This is a genomic window from Streptomyces erythrochromogenes, assembly GCF_040684695.1.
Classification (GTDB): Bacteria; Actinomycetota; Actinomycetes; order Streptomycetales; family Streptomycetaceae; genus Streptomyces; species Streptomyces erythrochromogenes_C.
In genome coordinates, this window is the sequence record NZ_JBFBGM010000006.1 from 42,880 (window position 1) to 59,933 (window position 17,054).

General features: G+C 69.0%; 10 protein-coding genes. 4 read left to right on the forward strand and 6 right to left on the reverse strand.

Annotation, left to right across the window (positions count from 1 at the left end):
• Positions 1–336: 336 nt before the first annotated feature.
• The gene (locus tag AB0O53_RS12120; RefSeq protein ID WP_365194923.1) at positions 337–5,568 is read right to left on the reverse strand and encodes a sacsin N-terminal ATP-binding-like domain-containing protein; all 5,232 of its coding nucleotides are present in this window, start codon (positions 5,566–5,568) and stop codon (positions 337–339) included.
• A 1,069-nt stretch (positions 5,569–6,637) separates the two neighbouring features.
• Between AB0O53_RS12120 and AB0O53_RS12125 the strand changes: the two genes are divergently transcribed.
• Complete coding sequence (locus AB0O53_RS12125; protein WP_365194926.1) at positions 6,638–7,531, forward strand: DNA-processing protein DprA; 894 nt, start codon at positions 6,638–6,640, stop codon at positions 7,529–7,531.
• A 497-nt stretch (positions 7,532–8,028) separates the two neighbouring features.
• Here AB0O53_RS12125 and AB0O53_RS12130 read toward each other — a convergent pair whose 3' ends face one another.
• Both AB0O53_RS12130 and AB0O53_RS12135 read right to left on the reverse strand, forming a co-directional pair.
• A complete protein-coding gene (locus AB0O53_RS12130; RefSeq protein WP_365194928.1) occupies positions 8,029–9,279 on the reverse strand; it encodes a hypothetical protein in 1,251 nt (416 codons plus the stop codon).
• Positions 9,280–9,612: 333 nt separating this feature from the next.
• Positions 9,613–10,239, reverse strand: a complete 627-nt coding sequence (locus AB0O53_RS12135) for a hypothetical protein (protein WP_365194931.1) — start codon at positions 10,237–10,239, stop codon at positions 9,613–9,615.
• Between the two features lie 13 nt (positions 10,240–10,252).
• On the opposite strand from AB0O53_RS12135, the gene AB0O53_RS12140 reads away from it, so the two are divergent.
• Entirely contained in the window at positions 10,253–10,618 is a 366-nt protein-coding gene (locus AB0O53_RS12140) for a hypothetical protein (protein ID WP_365194934.1), read from the forward strand.
• A 474-nt stretch (positions 10,619–11,092) separates the two neighbouring features.
• On the opposite strand, the gene AB0O53_RS12145 is transcribed toward AB0O53_RS12140, so the two are convergent.
• A complete protein-coding gene (locus AB0O53_RS12145; protein WP_350992406.1) occupies positions 11,093–12,256 on the reverse strand; it encodes a magnesium and cobalt transport protein CorA in 1,164 nt (387 codons plus the stop codon).
• Between the two features lie 153 nt (positions 12,257–12,409).
• Between AB0O53_RS12145 and AB0O53_RS12150 the strand changes: the two genes are divergently transcribed.
• Both AB0O53_RS12150 and AB0O53_RS12155 read left to right on the forward strand, forming a co-directional pair.
• Positions 12,410–13,528, forward strand: a complete 1,119-nt coding sequence (locus AB0O53_RS12150) for a winged helix DNA-binding domain-containing protein (RefSeq protein ID WP_350992404.1) — start codon at positions 12,410–12,412, stop codon at positions 13,526–13,528.
• 67 nt (positions 13,529–13,595) lie between these two features.
• Complete coding sequence (locus tag AB0O53_RS12155; RefSeq protein ID WP_350992402.1) at positions 13,596–15,299, forward strand: AMP-binding protein; 1,704 nt, start codon at positions 13,596–13,598, stop codon at positions 15,297–15,299.
• Positions 15,300–15,394: 95 nt separating this feature from the next.
• Here AB0O53_RS12155 and AB0O53_RS12160 read toward each other — a convergent pair whose 3' ends face one another.
• Both AB0O53_RS12160 and AB0O53_RS12165 read right to left on the reverse strand, forming a co-directional pair.
• Positions 15,395–15,883, reverse strand: coding sequence for a glutathione peroxidase (locus tag AB0O53_RS12160; protein WP_350992400.1), 489 nt, complete (start codon positions 15,881–15,883; stop codon positions 15,395–15,397).
• A gap of 90 nt (positions 15,884–15,973) precedes the next feature.
• The gene (locus AB0O53_RS12165) at positions 15,974–16,924 is read right to left on the reverse strand and encodes a hypothetical protein (protein ID WP_365194938.1); all 951 of its coding nucleotides are present in this window, start codon (positions 16,922–16,924) and stop codon (positions 15,974–15,976) included.
• Positions 16,925–17,054: the final 130 nt, after the last annotated feature.

Here is a 17,054-nt window from a genome sequence, read left to right on the forward strand (position 1 = left end):
CCCCCAGGGCAGGCAGCTTCTGGCGGTGGATTGCCGCTGAGTGACACTGCAGGATGTGGAGGTTGTGGTCCCTGTGGCCGATGAGTCTGAGCGACCTGTTGCCACCGCCGTTGTGGTGGACAAGGGGCGGTTGCTATTGGTGCGGCGTCGCATCGCGGAAGTTCAACTGATCTGCCGGGACCCGACGATTCCCTGTCGTCGTGCCCCCAGGCGAAGCCGGGCTGCAGGTCACCAGGCGATTCCGATGAGGAGGCACGCTGGTCGTCTCTGATGTGGTGCAGGGCCTCGATCTACCGGTGTTCGTATATGGGTTCGACGAGCATCAGCCGGGGCCCTCTACCTTGAGAGGGTGAAGCGGAGCCGCATCCTCGTGCTGACCAGTTCGTAACCAGCCAGGCCTGGTGCGCCGAAGGGATTAGGTAGCGAGGTGATGCGGCGGCGGGTGCGGTCCAGGACGTCAGAGACGTACACGATGATGTATGTCTCGTCCGGGCCCAGGTGAGAGGCCCGTTCCACCTCGGAGTCTCCGAGGATGAACTCGCCGCTGTTGCCGACCGAGGCCTTGACCTCGTACAGGTACGTTCGGTCTCCGTCGTGGATGCGGAAGTCGTAGCCCAGCCTGTCGTCCCCCAGTCCGCCGGCGATGACATGGGAACGCAGGCTGGATTTCCAGGAGGTCTCCTCGGGGACACCGAACTGCTGACGCAGCCAGGCACCCACGACCGTCTCACCGGCGAGGCCGATGGCTGTGGTCTTGTCCTGGTCGGTGGTGGGGGCGCGGTAGCCGCCGGATCCGCCGCCTGACCCCGGTGCTCGACGGGGTTTGCCAACGACCGGGGCCAGGACCCCTGTCGGCTGGGCGGGCGTGGCCAGTTGCTCGGGGGTCAGATCGCCAGCGACCGCCTGGGCAAGTTCCCTCAGTTCGTCCGGCTGAGTAGGCAGGGGCATCCCGTTGAGCAGGATGTGCGGTCCCGGTCCCCCCGCCACGGGGTTGGACCCGGAGGGTGAGCTGCTACCGGAACGCTGCCCGGGCAGTGGCACGTGGGACGTATCCAGACCCAGTTCGGCGCGTCGATCCGTCGCGGGCATCCCGTCGGGCCAGTAGCCGTGGCCCTTTAGCCAGCCGATGAGGACCGCAGAGGTGAGGGCCTCGAAATCGAGCAAGCCCTCTTCGTCCAGCTTCTGGACGAGGTCGGCGGCACCCGGCAGGGAGGGAGCCGATGCGGTACCTGCGCGTCGCGTCCACTCCTCGATGAGGCCTCGTAGCCTAGGCAGCGATCGGTGGACCACGCCGATGGACGTCTCGCGGACCTCCTCCAGGGGGCGCAGGGTGATCTGTCGACGGGGCGGAGCCGGAAGTCGGGCCGCGGCCCAGGCGTCCGCGTGGAACTGGAGCAGCTCGGGTGACAGGTCCCACAGGGTCGTGTGCCACAGGGGGTCGGGCTCGAATCCCGGCAGCGAGCGCAGCCTCAGGTATCCGGCGAGGGAGCGACCTGACCGGTGCACGCCGGCGTGGGCGTCGCGGACCCGCGCGGCGAGGGCCGGCTGGTTCCGTTGCAGCCACGCTTCGAACTGCTGTCGGTGCCTGGCCTGGTGGTCGAGCGTGGGCAGCCCCAGGGTCCGCCACGCCTGGTTGGCGTCGGCCAGCGAGACCGACAGTTCCGCCAGTTGCCGCTGCCGGTCGTCATCGTCGAGCAGCCGCAGCAGCACGTCCGCACGGTGGATATCGAGCCTGCCCGTAAGCCAGTCACGCAGTTCGGCACGACCGTGGAAGCTCTCCAGGCTCCGCTGCAGCTCCTCCGCGAGGTCGATGTCGACGCAGGCGAGGAGGGGGACGAGCAGGGCGCTTCCGGAGCGCCGCGAGGCCCGGTCCGCGAGGACGAGTTCCAGCCTGCGCAGGGGCACGTCGAGCGCGGCCGCGATCTGCTCGTCGTTGATCTCCTCCGTCTGCGGGCAGCGTTCCTGTAGCTCGATGAGCGCCGCGCGCAGGCCCTTGGCCAGGTAGGGCGCGCCGACGAGACCGGCGAGCCCCGCCGCCGCGTTCCGCAGCAGCCGCCACTTCGTGGGCTCTCCCGTGTGCAGGATGACGAGGCACGGTTGCGTGGGGTCCTGGTGCAGGAGCGAGTGATCGGCGGCCGATTCTTCGACTCTGTGCCCGGCGACCCAAACGACGGCCTCGCGCGCCACGGTGAACTCGCACGCCTGCAAGCGCCGGATTACTTCCGGCAGCGCTACGGGGTCCGGGCGCGAGGACCTTTCCTCATCGAGCTCCACCGCCGCGGCCACGAACGTGCGGAGCCATGAACCCGCGTATGTCAGCAGCGATTCGCGCGGTGCCTGGCCCAGGGGCAGGACCCCTGCGCGGATGTCGGTGTCGGCCTTGCTTGCGCGGCGGACCGCGAATCCCCCTCGCGCCTTCAGGTACCTGTGGATCCGCAGGCCGAGCATTCTGTCCTCGACAGGCAGGAGGGGAACCGGGACGCGTTCGAGTAGTTTCTGGTTCTGTGCCCCCTGCGGGTCGGGTACGTAGACGGTCTCGCCCTCCGGCACGCTCCGATGGGCCTCCAGTACGCCAGCCCGTGCGACGAGCAGGAGGTCCGGCGCTGCCAGGGAGGTCGCTGCGCCCTCGGGTGCGGAGAGCATTTCCGACCAGGCCTGCTCGTATGCCCGGCTCAGCGCGTACCGGTGAATCCCTTGGCGAAGGTACCCGTGCTCCTCCACGAGGGCGGGGAGATGACGGAGCCGGTCGGATGCGCTCCGCAGATCGTCCCAGGCGCGGATGCCCAGCAGACGCAGCCGGTCGGGCACCCCCGCGGACTGCCGCCGACGCAGCGCAGGGGGAACCACGGTCAGGTAGTCGGGTGGAGTCTCGTGGGAGTACCACCACCATGCCGTGGCGGCCGGGGCGAAGATGACCCCGCCTCCCTGAGCAGGTATCTGGGGGATCCAGGGTGCCTGGGCGAGGAAGGCCGACAGCGGTGTCGGCCACGGAGTGCCGTAGCTGTCCGACACGGGACGGACGAACCTCGTCTCGAGATCGCTGTCCTGCCAGGTCCCAAGACCGTGCACGATGAGTTCCGCGTACAACCGGCGGCTCTGCTCATCGAATTCGGCGTAGTCGTACTGGCCGGGGAGTACGGCCAGCGCCTTGCGGGACGGGTGGTATTCGACGGTGGCGTGGGCGACGGGCCGTCGATTGGGCCAGTGTTCGGCGGTGTCACGCCACTGCTTGGGGAAGTCGCCGCCCGCGTCCTTGTGCCACATGCCAGAAAACCACCATTCCGGCCTGTTGAGCCCCTCCCCTCTGACGCCGCCCAAGAACGCCTCGTAGCGGGGCCGCAGGCCATGGCGTACGCCGTTGCGTTCCAGGAACCGCAGCATGGTCTGGGGAGTCAGGCCCGATTCCCCGCAGATCTCCTCGGGTGTCAGCACGAGCCGGCCGGCGGTCGTCGCCAGTACGGGGATGCCTTGCACACCATCCAGGAAGCGGGTCAGGGTCTCGTCCACTGAACGGTGGTCCCCGGGCCAGCCGGGCCCGAACATGGCCCGGCTCGCCTCCAGCCACCCACCCCGGGTCGGTACGGTCAGTCCCTGCAGCGCGGGTGCCCTACGGCCAGCTCGCTCCAGCGCGGTTGATACCGAGCAGAGGTACCGCAGGCACTGGAACCGCAGGCTCTCGTCCTGGCCGTCGGCTCCCATGGCCGCCGTGACCACACGGAGAACGGCCTCGAACCCGTACTCCTGGACCAGGCGCTCGGACTGCAGCCAGCGCCGCCCGGAGGTCCGACGCTTGGCGCGCTTTCCGGACCAGTCAACCGACTCATGGACAAAGAGGACGTGACCGATCAGCCCTGCGGGCAGGGCCGGGAGGGCGGACGCGGAATCGGTGCCTCGTTCGAGGAAGACGCTCTCCGCGCCGGCGGGAGCGAGGGTCATCGTGGAACTAAGGATGATCTCCTTGCCGTGCAGCGCCGAGGCATTCGGGAAGTCGACGGACAGGTCGTAGTAGAAGTCGGCCCACCAGCCCGGGTCGAGGGGATCCTTGAGGGTCTTCTGCGCCAGCCGTTCGGCCCACCCGGCAACATGAGCCGGCCCCGGGGTGAGGGCAAGCCGGCGTGCGTCGGCCAGCACGGCGAGGCGCCGCAGCCGGACAGGGTGGAGCCCGGGGTCGATGAGGTGTTCCAGGCCGGTGGCGGCGAGGGCGTCCGGGGTGAACACCTTCGCGGTGTCCTGGCCGGTCCACAGGTATCCGTACCTGAAGGAGGTACGCCCGCCGGCCGGGGCGAGCACCGGCATGAACGGCACGTAGTCCAGTTCGTGGCCGAGCGCGTCGAACGCCGCTTCCAGCCGCTCCACCTGGTCCGGGCTCCAGCACATCATGTCTGTCAGTGCCCCGGCGGGCAGCGGGAGACGCCCCCGGCCGCCGAGCAGGACCGCACGAGCGCAGGCCGTCGCGAGGGTGTCCAGCAGAAGGTCGTTCCAGGGCATGGCTTCGTTGAAGGACCGCCGGTTCAGTTCGGCGAAGAACGGCGCGTTGACGAAGCCGTTGAGCGGCGAGGAGATCTGCTCCCCCATGGGGAGGAACGTATAGAGCCGGCCGCGGTCCAGCGGATCGCCGACCGGAACGGCAACGCTGACCTCGGCCTTCTTCGCCCACACCGCCCAGTCGGGGCGCAGGGTTCCCTCATCAACGGAGGTTGCGATGGCGGTCCGCGCCAGTTGCTCGTCGACCTTCGCCCGCACCAGGATCAGGCGCACCCCCCGGCGCAATGTGACCTCTTGGACCGTGAGGCCCTGGTAGCGGTAGAGCTGGCGCACCGTGCGGTCGTAACTCTTTCGCTGGGTCCTGCCTGCCGTCCTGCGGCCGAGGGTCACCCGTTCCAAACGGTTCAGGAAGAGCTCGAAGGGGGCGGCGCCGTCCATCAGTTCACCGAGCTGATCCCGGGCGGCCTTGGCCGCTTCCGGCGAGCGCAGCGGAAGCCGGACGACGGTGACGAAACCCCGCCGCCCGAAGCGCTGGGTGGCCTCCGGCACTTCGTCCAAGGGGATCGGCACTTTGAGCCGGAAGAGGTTGTCCTCCAGGTGGGCAGCCAGGCCTTCCTGGTCGGGGTCGACTTGACGGGCCAGCCAGGCGAAGTCGCCGGGCAGGGCGAAGCGGAAGCAGAAGCCGTCGAACGTCTTCGAACCGGCCCGTGACACGCTGTACAGCTCGGGGGACTCGGTGAGTTGGAGAACGCTCTTGAAGCCGACGCCCTTGTGCCCGATGCCCTCGTCGGGGCGCTTGCTGGAGAGCCCGATGTTGCACAGGTCGACGAAGTCCCCAGCACCCAAGGGCCTTCCGCCGTTGGCGACGTACAGGGTGCCGTGTTGGCCCTCGTCTTCGTCGAGGAGGATCTCGAGGCGCCCGTCTAGGGCACGTGAGGGGTGCGCGTCGTGGGCGTTCTGCAACAGCTCGATCAGAACACGCCCCTGATACTCGGGCGCGATGATCCTCTCGGCGACGGCTTTGAGTTCCTGGGCCGACTGCCGGCCGTCTTGCCAGTCTCGCAGGCAGCCACGGGCCTCCATGAGCGCCCTGTCCGTGACCGTCTTGCGCCAGGTGGCGGACTTGCGAGACCGCGCCTGCGCGGACCGACTACGTTCAGCACCCGTCACGTCGTACCCCCCCGAGACAACCGCAAGATGATCCTATCAGCGGGTAAGGGACTCGGCGGGGCCTTCCTGCCTGAGTGACCACGGATGAGACTTCGGTGCCTCCTCACCGCGCAACTCCATGGAATCCATGCAGGTGATTCCCGGGCCGCGCTGGCGCCGATTGCGCGGTCTCACTGAAGGCGCTACCCGGCGTCGAGCGTCGCTCCCGCGCCCACCTCCCCGCAGAGCTGTGCCCAGCGGGGCTTTGTTCTCCCCGGAATCTCCCCGTCGGAGAGCATTCGGAGACGACCGGCTGCTGCTTAGCGAGGCATCTGTGCACGTTGGGCTACGCCACATTGACTCCGTGCGCCCTGACCGAGCCGTCGATCCCGTTTACCTACTTCTGCCCGAATGCTCGGAGCTTCCAGATCGGCTCCGGCCCCTCAGGGGACCTGTGTCGGTACGGCTCCGCGATGACCATTGCTCTGGCAGCAGGCTCGGCGGGTGGCTGGAAGGCTCAGGCGAGGGCAGCGCATTCCCCAACCCCCCGGTGGCACCAGCGAAGCGGGAAGGCTGGTTGCGTCACTCTTTGACCAAGATCTTTATGGCCTCCCCGGCAACACGTTGGACTTGGGAGGAGAGGATGGTCGCCTTGCTATGCGCGACTCAAGGTCAGCGGGCCAGCAGGTATGGGACCAGGCCGTCGCGCTTCTCTCGCCGTCAAACCGAGGCCGAGGCTTCGTCTGGCTGGCCGTCCCCTGCGCATGCGCGGAGACAGGTCAGGTCGGTGTGCTGGCTGGAGCCTTGTGGGTGGGGTGGGCCATGATGGCAGTAGGCCCAAGTAGTAGCGCACCGCCCTTCGAACAGTTTCGGGCCGCGAGTAGAAGGAATGATCATGGCGCCCCCTGTATCCGACGCCCTCCGAAGCGGGCTGCCCGGCGAACTCCCTCAGACCCATCGAGACCTACTTGCTCTGTGTGCGCTTCGCGTCAATGACAAGTCCGTGGACTGGAGCCTGCTGGCCCGCACATGCGATAGCCCAGCGGGCATCGCGGCAACGCTCGAGGGGAACATCCGGGAGCAGTCCGAAACGGCCCGGGATAGCCTGCCGATCCTGCGTACTGGCCTACCCCACCTTGCGGAGGCTCGTGCTCGCGTAGCCGTCGAGCTGGAGGCTGCGGAGCTGGCCGGTGCGCGGATCGTCACCGTGCTGGACGCCGCCTACCCCGCGAACCTGCGGCTTGTGCCGGACAGGCCCCCATTCCTCTTCCATCTAGGAGACCTGTCGGACGCTGACCGCCGTTCGGTGGCCGTCGTCGGAACGCGCGGCGCGAGTGAGGACGGAATCAGCCGCGCGATGCGGATGTCGAAGGGGCTGGTCGCGGCAGATGTCGCCGTGTACTCCGGCTTGGCGCTGGGCATCGACTCCGCCGCGCACGCAGCGGCGCTGAACGCCGGGGGCCGGACGGTGGCAGTCCTGGGCCACGGCATCGCGTCGAAGGTCTACCCTGCGGCGAACGAGGGACTGGCCAAGCGAATCGTGCACGAGGGCGGGGCGCTGTTCTCGCAGTTCTGGCCCCTGTCGAACCCGGCAAGGTGGACCTTTCCCAGGCGTAACGTCGTCACCTCAGGAAGCGCCCTGGGAAGCATCGTGATCGAGGCGTCCAGGACCTCCGGCGCCAAGATGCAGGCGAGGATTGCGTACGAGCATGGCAAGCGCGTGTTCCTCCTGCGGTCGCTGGTCGCGCAGGAGTCCTGGGCTGCCAAGATGGTCGCCGCCGGCCGGGCTGTCGAGGTGGCCACGCTTGACGATGTTCTTGAGCGGTTGGACACGGCACCGGCTTCGCCGACTCGTGCAAAAGAGCCTTACCATCAGCTCTCGATCGCTGATCTGTAACGAAGCCTCGTCCCGCCGACTGCAGGGCTACTGCCCCCGCTTTGTCTCGCGGCACTCGGTTGGGATGACGTCGGAATGAGCTGGTTCAACCGTCCGTTTTCGACAGAGCCCTTGGAGGCGCTGGAGGTTCCGGTGCGGTAACCGGTGCGCTAGACCGCCGCAAGCTGCTCGGCCTGGCTGTAACTAGGCTGCATGGGCTCCCAGATGATGCCCTTCGTGAGGGTACACCGGAAGGAGTCACTCTGCGGCCTCCTAGTTTTTGCATCGTTGCTCGACCGCCCCAGCGGAGATGGACCACACCACAATGTTGGAGCTCCTCCTCGTGAGGCAGAGGTACGCCCAGCACCTGGTGACGAACTGGTCGGCGGCGAGCTCGTTCAAGAAGTCGCGGATGCGGCGCTGGTCGCGTCCTTGTAGATGTGCATCGGGTTAGCGGTGACCGGTCAGCAATGGGCCAGTCCCCAGTTGCCGGAGCGCAGCACGGTCGGCACTGCGATCTACCGCGGGCTGTCGGCACCTGGCCCGATGCCGGGAATACCGGTGTCTCCAGTGATGATCTTGCTCATGGTCTCTCGGAGCAGGTCACCGGGCCCTGTACCAAAACCGGGGGAGAGGTACTCGGTGGTGAAGTCGGCCGACGTCAGAGCATTGGTAGCGAACGCGCTTATCGTGACGCCGGGCCGCGGGGTGAAGAGCGTGTAGGGCTTGCGGTACTTGCCGATGGTCACGCCAATGACCTGCCGGGCGCCAGCCTTGGTGAGCAAGTTCCTGGCCCAGTCCAAGCTCATGCCCTCGGTGGTGAAGTCGTCGAAGACGATTACGGTCTTTCCCCTGACGGTGCTTCGGTACTTCGGGTTGAGGTGAACGGTGTTGGCCTGGGTGGCGATTGAAACGGTGTCATGGCGCCCGGTGGCGCGGGCCAGGCTGGTGTCCGTCGCCTTGCTTGCCCGGACGAGCAGGTCTCCCTTGTAGTACGAGCCCACCATGACCTTGGCGGGCTCAAGAAACTCGGCGAGTTGGTCGTTGACCCGACCAGGCGTGCTGCTTGGGTAGACGCAGAACCAGGCTCGGTGAGGCAGCGAGCCGTCCAGGTAGGCCGAGAAGAGCAGGTGCAACATCAGGATGTCGCGCGCACTCCCGTCCCCAATGGTCACTTTGTGGTCGTAGGTGAAGACGGTCTTCAAGTTGAAGGACGTCGGGCTGGTGCCGGGGAAGGACTCGTCAGGCTGGAAGAGCGAGCGCACCCGGAGCGCACGCTTCTCATCGTCAAGGGCGAAGATCCACTGCGGCTCGTGAAGGAGGTGCCGGTCGAGCAACCAGTAGAGGTCCGCCGGGTCGTCCGCCGTCAGGGCGGTTATTTGCTTGCCTAGAGCGCTCGCCCAGCGGGCGTGGATGTAGAGCACGCCGGCGTTGATGCCGGTCATCCAGTCCCACTCCGTGGTACCGACGATCACCAGCTGGTTCTTGCGGAGGTGGAGCCGTTCGGCCACCTGGTCCAGCCAGAGTCCACTGCCTCGAGCCTTGCGGCCGGGGATGTCTTCCTGGGAAAGGTGGAGTACAGGCTGTGGCAGCCCGACCGCGCTGCAGATCTCGACGGCGTCAATCGACTGATTTGTCAGCAGTACCCAGTCCACCCCCTGCTGGTCGAGAAGGTGGAGAAGCTGGTACATGTCCGGGTGGGGGGTTGTTGTTCCGGCTTGGAACACGGCCTTGTAGTCGAAGACCGCCGCATGCACTTTGCTTGCCACCGCACCCGCCCATCCTGCCCTGCTGCCGCGGGGCGATAGATCCGCTTGGTGCTCACATGATCCCGCATCAATCGGGGGTTGGGGGCGGGATTGGGGCGTCCTGGCCCACCGGGCACGCCCAGTCGTGCGGGAACCGGTGTGCGTTCACAGCCCAGCCGCCGGTCGCCGGACATCTACGGAGTCGGAGTGCGCATGCAGCGCAGGGCTGCGTGGACGGTCACCACGCCGCCGTACCGGCCTTCTCCAAGCCGGGCCCCGACGGATGCGAGTTGGTTAGCGAGCGGTCGCCCTAGCGGAAGATGGAGGCGCGGAGCGGACCTTTCGGTGCGTCCGTCAGCATTTCCGGGTCGCGGCGCTCGCCCGTGAGGCGTTTGCGGCTGCGTTGTCGCGTGCGATATATGCCCTCTCCTGCACATTGGCGCCGAATTCAGCCCACCCGTAGAAGAAGGCCACCAGGGCAGCCGTCGTTGCCACCCCGGAGGCAGTGGTTGCCAAAGCTCGAGCCACGCATGCGGGTAGGAGTGCAGCTCTGCCACCCCTGGTTTGGACGGTGATGTCGGCGCACCTTCCTGCCCATACTTCTAGGCCCTGCGCGGCCCGCGCGAGGAACGCTGCGGCGCAGGCGAAGAAGGCGTATGTGAACAGGATCCCAACCATGACCCGTTCTGCTATGCCGGGAGTTGGTCCTACGCCGGAGAAAGGCAAGCCTCGGATGCAATAGACGATTGCGGTTCCGGAGATGGCTGCCAGGAAGACGGCCCCGACGAGCGACCCGCTGATGTCTTCGTAGTCGTCCTCGGGTGCGTCAGTGTGGGTGGTCGATGCAGGGCGGCTCCGTCGTTGGGTGGGTACGAAGAGGTTCACGATGCTGCCGAGAACGTTGCCGGCTACGAACGTGCCCGAACCGTGGTTCGTCTGGTTTACGACCTTCTGCTCGGTCTCAGGGGGCTGGTCAGTCACGCTCGCGACCACCATGGTTGATCGTCAGGCTGCCGTGGTTGTCACCGCCGATGAACAAGCCGTTGCCGGTGTTGTGCTGGTTGTAGGTGGTGGGTCCGATGACGGTCAGCGTCTTGAACTCGGGGATCGCCTCCGGATGCGAGTCGAGGTGCGCTCGAATCAGCGGCGTCAGGCGGGCTACGAGTTCCTCCTAGGTGGCCCTTCGATCGTTGAGAACCGTGATCAGAGCATCCCGCTCAGCAGGGGTGCCTCGATGTACAAGCTCGCGGATCTTCAGTGCAACCCAAGCCGCGCCGCCTGTGACCGCTCCACTGACCAGCGCGACGGCCGATCCGGTCGCAACCTCTCCAACAACATCGGGCAGGCTCAAGGTCGTTGACTCCTATGAAGAGACGAAGGGAAGCCCAACGTACTGCCACGGGCGCGATCGGGTGGCATCTTTCGCGGTCGTGTCCATCACCTGCAGGGGTGCCCATTCTTGTAGCTGGGTGAAGCGGCGTGCCTCGCAGAATGAGCTGTCCGCCCATGACCTCGACGCACATGTGGAGTGGGCAGCGAACCCGATCAGCGATGGGTTGGGCAATCGCTGGCAGGTCTGGTGCTGGCGGGCAAGGTTCATATGTTGGGAGGGCCGCACTCTGGGGCAGTTCCGCCCTCTCTCGCTGAGTGACGTCCGGTGGGCGGCGCGTCGTATTCTGGGTGTTGGTACTGGGCGCCGCCTCTCGGTGGGTGGAGGAATCGCGCCCGGTCGGCCCTCTGTCGCGCATTCTCCCCAAATTCTCCCCACGGGGCCTCTGAGTGTGTGATCTAAGGTTCGCTTGCGCTAAGTTGATCAAGCCCGTGCGGCGAGTCGCTACAGCCAATCCCGCTTCTTGAAGATGACGTACAGGCTGACGCAGACGACGGCCATCAGCAGGATTGCGAAGGGGTAGCCGGCTGCCCACTGCAGTTCCGGCATGGTCTCGAAGTTCATGCCGTAGATCGTGCCGACCAGGGTGGGGGCGAAGAGGATGGCGGCCCAGGCGGAGATCTTCTTGATCTCCTCGTTCTGTTCGAAGCCGGCTTCGGCCAAGGCGCGCATTTCCGCGTTCTGTTGTTGGGAGACCAGGGTGGCGTTCACCGTGAGGATCTCGGTCAGGGCCTGGCGGAAGCCGTCGACGCGTTCGCTCGTGTGCGTGACGTGGTCCGCCACGTCGCGGAGGTAGCGCTGGAGTTCCTCGTCCGTGCCGTACTTCGCGAAGCCCGCCATCAGGCCGTGGAGCATGCCGACCAGGGGGCGGGTCGCGCGCTGGAACTCGACCATCTCGCGGGAGAGTTCGTAGATGCGGCGGGAGACCGCCGGGTCGCCGCGGAAGACTTCCGTCTCGATCTCGTCGATGTCCGTCTGGACGCCCTCCACCACCGGGGCGTAGCCGTCGACCACCGCGTCGAGGATGGCGTACAGCGCGGCCTCCGGGCCCAGGGAGAGGAGGTCCGGGTTGGCCTCCATGCGGCTGCGCACCGCCGAGAGGTCCGGGGTGCTGCCGTGGCGGACCGTGATCAGGAAGTCCGGGCCGACGAATACGTGGAGCTCGGTGAACTCGACCTCCTCCTGGGCGTCGAGGTAGCGGGCGGCGCGCAGGACGACGAAGAGGGTGTCGCCGTAGCGCTCCAGCTTGGGGCGCTGATGGGCTTCGAGGGCGTCCTCGACGGCGAGTTCGTGGAGGTTGAACTCGGCTGCGAGGGAGTGCAGTTCGCTCTCCGTCGGCCGGTGCAGGCCGATCCATGCCATCCCTTCGGGCTCCTCGCGCAGCTGCCGGAAGGTCTCGGCCAGGGTGGCGGGGGAGGCGACCCGGCGGCCGTCGCGGTAGACCGCGGAGTCGATCACACTGCGGTGCTCCGGGGGCGGGGGAGCGGGGGAGGCCGGTGCCGGTGCCGGAGCGGGCGGCGGCGCCGCGTCCGGGGAGGCGGAGCGCCGCCATCCCGCGCGCTTCGCGGCGGACGGCGGCGAGGGGCGGCGGTCAGGACGCTCCGGCATCGCAGGTCAGCTCCCGGTCGAACGTGTGTTTACGGGCAAGGGGCAGGATATAGGGGGAAAAGGATCCCGGTGCCGGCGCGGGAGCGATTCCGGCCGACCTTCGCCGTCGAGTTGCGGACAGTAGGTGTCCGCAAAGGTGGATAGCTTGCTGTCATGGCTTCCAGGACGACACATCCCGTACTCGACACCCGCGCGCTGAACCGTGCCACGCTCGCGCGCCAGCTCCTGCTGAGCCGCGCCGAGATGTCCGCGCGGGACGCCGTCGCCCACCTGCTCGGGCTGCAGGCGCAGAACGTCAAGCCGCCCTACTTCCAGCTGCACGCCCGGCTCGCCGGCTTCGACCCCGCCGAACTGGCCGGTCTCATGGAGTCCCGCGAGGTGGTCCGGATGGTCACCATGCGCTCCACCATCCACACCCACACTGCGCACGACGCCCTCACCCTGCGCCCCCTCGTCCAGCCCGCCCGCGACCGCGAGGTCGACTACTTCCGCAAGGGCCTGGTGGGAGTGGACCTGGACCGGCTGGCCGACCGGGCCCGCGACCTCGTCGACCGTGCGCCGCGCACCATGGCCGAGATCCGCGAGGACCTGCTCCGGGAGTGGCCCGACGCGGACCCGCAGTCCCTGTCCGTCGCCGCGCGCTGCCGGCTGCCGCTGGTCCAGGTCACGCCCCGCGGGGTGTGGGGCCGCAGCGGGCAGGTGCGGCTCACCACCGTCGAGAACTGGCTCGGCGAGCCCGCCGGAGCCGCGCAGCCCGTGGACGACGTCGTCCTGCGCTACCTCGCCGCGTTCGGGCCCGCCTCGGTCAAGGACATGCAGACCTGGGCCGGGCTGACCAGGCTGCGCGAGGCCTTCGAGCGGCTGCGCCCCGGGCTGCTCGTCTTCCGCGACGAGAGCGGCGCGGAGCTCTTCGACCTGCCCGACGCGCCCCGCCCCGACGCCGCCACCCCGGCGCCGCCCCGCTTCCTCCCCGAGTTCGACAACCTGCTGCTGTCGCACGCCGACCGGACCCGCGTGGTCGCCCCCGAGGTCAAGGGGCGCAGCTGGACCGGGAACCAGGCCCACTGCACCCTGCTCGTCGACGGGTTCCTCGCCGGCCTGTGGAAGCTGGAGGGCGCGGTACTCACCGTCGAGCTGTTCGACGGGGTGACGAAGGCGGCCGAGGAGGAGATCGTCGACGAGGGGGAGAAGCTGATCGCCGGGATGGGGGGTCTGCCCGACGGCCCCGGCCGGCCCGCCCCGACCGTACGGTTCGCGCCGATCCGCCCCTGAGGCACAGTCAACTCACGGCTGACGCCGCCCTGGTGGTCCGCGCACCGGACGCGGCACGATACCTGCCATGACGACCGAAAGTGCCCGGAACAGCGCCGCCGCCCAGTTCCTCGCCGCGCGGGACTTCCTGCTGGAGCGACGCGGCGACTACGAAGCCGCCCACACCGGATTCACCTGGCCCCGCCCGCACCGCTTCAACTGGGCCCTCGACTGGTTCGACCACATCGCCGCGGGCAACGACGCCGACGCCCTGCGCATCGTCGAGGAGGACGGCACCAGCGAGGCCCTCTCCTTCGCGCAGCTCTCCGCGCGCTCCGACGCGACCGCGAACTGGCTGCGCGCCCGGGGCGTCGCGGCCGGCGACCGGATCCTCGTCATGCTCGGCAACCAGCGCGAACTGTGGGAGGTGATGCTCGGCGCGATGAAACTGCGCGCCGTCGTCATCCCAGCCACCCCCCTCCTCGGACCCGCCGACCTGCGCGACCGGGTCGAACGCGGCCTCGTGCGCCACGTCGTCGCCCGCGCCGAGGACACCGCCAAGTTCGACGAGGTGCCGGGCGACTACACCCGGATCGCCGCCGGGGAGGAGGCCCGGGTTCCCGCCGGCTGGCTGCGGCTCCCGGACCCCGCCGACGCCGACGCCGAGGGTGGTTTCACCCCCGACGGGGAGACCCTCGCCACCGACCCCCTGATGCTCTACTTCACCTCCGGTACCACCGACCGCCCCAAGCTCGTCGAGCACACCCACGCCTCGTACCCCATCGGCCACCTCTCCACCATGTACTGGCTCGGCCTGCGCCCCGGCGACGTCCACCTCAACATCGCCTCGCCCGGCTGGGCCAAGCACGCCTGGTCCAACCTCTTCGCCCCCTGGAACGCCGGCGCGACCGTCTTCGTCCACAACTACGCCCGCTTCGACGCCGAACGCCTGATGGCCGAGATGGACCGGCACGGCGTGACCACCTTCTGCGCCCCGCCCACCGTGTGGCGGATGCTGATCCAGTCCGACCTCACCCGGCTGGCCAGGCCCCCGCGCGAGGCCGTTGCCGCCGGCGAGCCCCTCAATCCGGAGGTCATCGAGAAGGTCCGAGAGGCCTGGGGCGTCACCATCCGCGACGGCTTCGGCCAGACCGAGACCACCCTCCAGGTCGGCAACTTCCCCGGCGTCCCCGTCAAGCCCGGCTCCATGGGCCGCCCGGCGCCCGGCTACGAGATCGTCCTGCTCGACCCGGTCACCGGCAAGGAGTCCGCGGACGAGGGCGAGCTCTGCGTGGACCTGCGCGTACGGCCCGCCGGGGTGATGACCGGCTACCGGGACGACCCGGAGCGCACCGCCGAGGCCATGGCGGACGGGCTCTACCGGACCGGCGACATCGCCGCCCGCGACGCCGACGGCTACCTCACCTACGTCGGCCGCTCCGACGACGTCTTCAAGGCCTCCGACTACAAGATCAGCCCGTTCGAGCTGGAGAGCGCCCTCCTGGAGCACGAGGCGGTCGCCGAGGCCGCCGTCGTGCCCGCACCGGACGAGCTGCGGCTGGCGGTCCCGAAGGCGTACGTCACCCTCGCGGGCGGGTGGGAGCCCGGGCCGGAGACGGCCCGGGTGCTGTTCGAGCACTCCCGCGCCGTGCTGTCCCCGTACAAGAGGATCCGGTGCATCGAGTTCGGCGAGCTGCCGAAGACCGTGTCCGGCAAGATCCGGCGGGTGGAGCTGCGCGAGCTCACGGCGGCCGGGTCGGCGGCGGAGTACCGCGAGGCCGACCTGGGCTGAGCCGGGCTGAGCCGGGCCCGCGGGGGCGGTGCGGCGCCCCCGGTCCGTACGCGAGCGCGCCCGCGCCCGGTCCGTGGGAACCCGTACGTACGCGCCTACGCGGGCAGGTGCGCCTCGATCGCGGCGATGACCTCGGGGGCCTCGGGCTCGGTGCGCGGGCGGAAGCGCGCCACGACCTCACCGGCGGGGGAGATCAGGAACTTCTCGAAGTTCCACTGGATGTCCCCCGCCTCGCCGTCCGCGTCGGCGGTCTTCACCAGCTCCTGGTAGAGCGGGTGCCGGTTCTCGCCGTTGACCTCGGACTTCTCCAGCATCGGGAAGGTGACGCCGAAGCCGGCCGCGCAGAAGGTCTGGATGTCCTCGGCGTTGCCGGGCTCCTGCCCGCCGAACTGGTTGCACGGCACGCCGATGACCGTGAAGCCCTTCGCCTCGTACGCGAACTGCAGGCGGGCCAGCCCCGAGTACTGCGGGGTGAGACCGCACTGCGACGCGGTGTTCACCAGGAGGATCGCCTTCCCCTTGTGCGCGGCCAGGCTGGTCGGCTCGTCGGACAGGGTGGTCAGCGGGATGTCGTACAGGCTCACGGGACTCTCCTCGGACAGTCGGCGGGGTAATGCCCCGAGCCTACGGGGTCGGCCGCGGCGCACCCGCACCCACTACGCACCCGCACCCGCTTACGCGCCCGACCCCACCAGCGCGTCCGCCGGGTCGTTCACCGGCTGCGGCATGCCCGTGAGGTCCATGACGAACAGCGGTATCCCGAGATCGTCCGCGCGGCTGCGGGCGTCCTCGGTGTATCCGGCGAGCGAGAAGTAGACGCTGGTCGCAGAAGCCGTGAGCCCGTTCAGCCAGACGCACTCCACCGCCCGCAGCCCGGCCGGCGCGGTGGTCGGGTCCACCTGCGCGACCAGCCCCGGAGCGTGCAGGTCCACCGCGGCCGAGGGGATGGGACGGCCGTCGGGCTGCCGTACGTCCTGGAAGCCGAGCCAGCGCAGGTACAGCGCGGCGGTGGCCACCGCGTCCCGGGCCGTACGGATGGTCACGGGCCGGAACGCAGGCCGCGGGACGGCAGCCGCCGGACCCGGCGGTGTCCGCGCCGGGTCCGGTCCGGGCCGAGCCACCCGGCCGCCGTCGGTCCCGTCGCCGGTCCCGTCGTCCGTCCCGTCGGTGGCCCCGCGGCGAGGGTCCGCCGGTGCGGCCGCGCGACCCGTGGGAGCACGGCCCGTGGCCGCGGGGTCCGCCGCCGCGGTGGATCCCGGTCCCGCCGCTGCCCCCGAACCCGCACCCGCCCCCGCACCCGTCCCCGGATCCGCGGCCGGCTCCGCACCCGCACCGCGCCCCGTACCGGCCTCCGGCTGCTCCGGCGGGTGCACCGGAAGGCGCACCACCGTGCCGCACGATCCGCAGCCCAGCTCGGGGTGCGGCCACTCGCTCTCCCGCCCGCACGCCGTGCAGCGCACCGTCACCCAGCTGTCCGACCAGGTGCGGTGGGTCAGCAGCAGCGGTGGCGCGGACAGGTCCAGCGGGGGATGGACCGGGCTCCCGCAGGCGCAGGGGAAGACCGGCGCGGTGTAGCCGTTCTCGCGCAGGCACGCCGGGCAGCGCACCGGTACCGCTTCCGCCATGACCCCTGACCCCCTCCGTCGCCCTCCGTCGCCGTGCGTGGCTCCATGCTCCACCACCGGCGACCGCCGGGGCGAGCGTGCGCGCCATTTCCGCCCCGTTCCCGCCCGTGGATCGGTGATTTGTACAAGT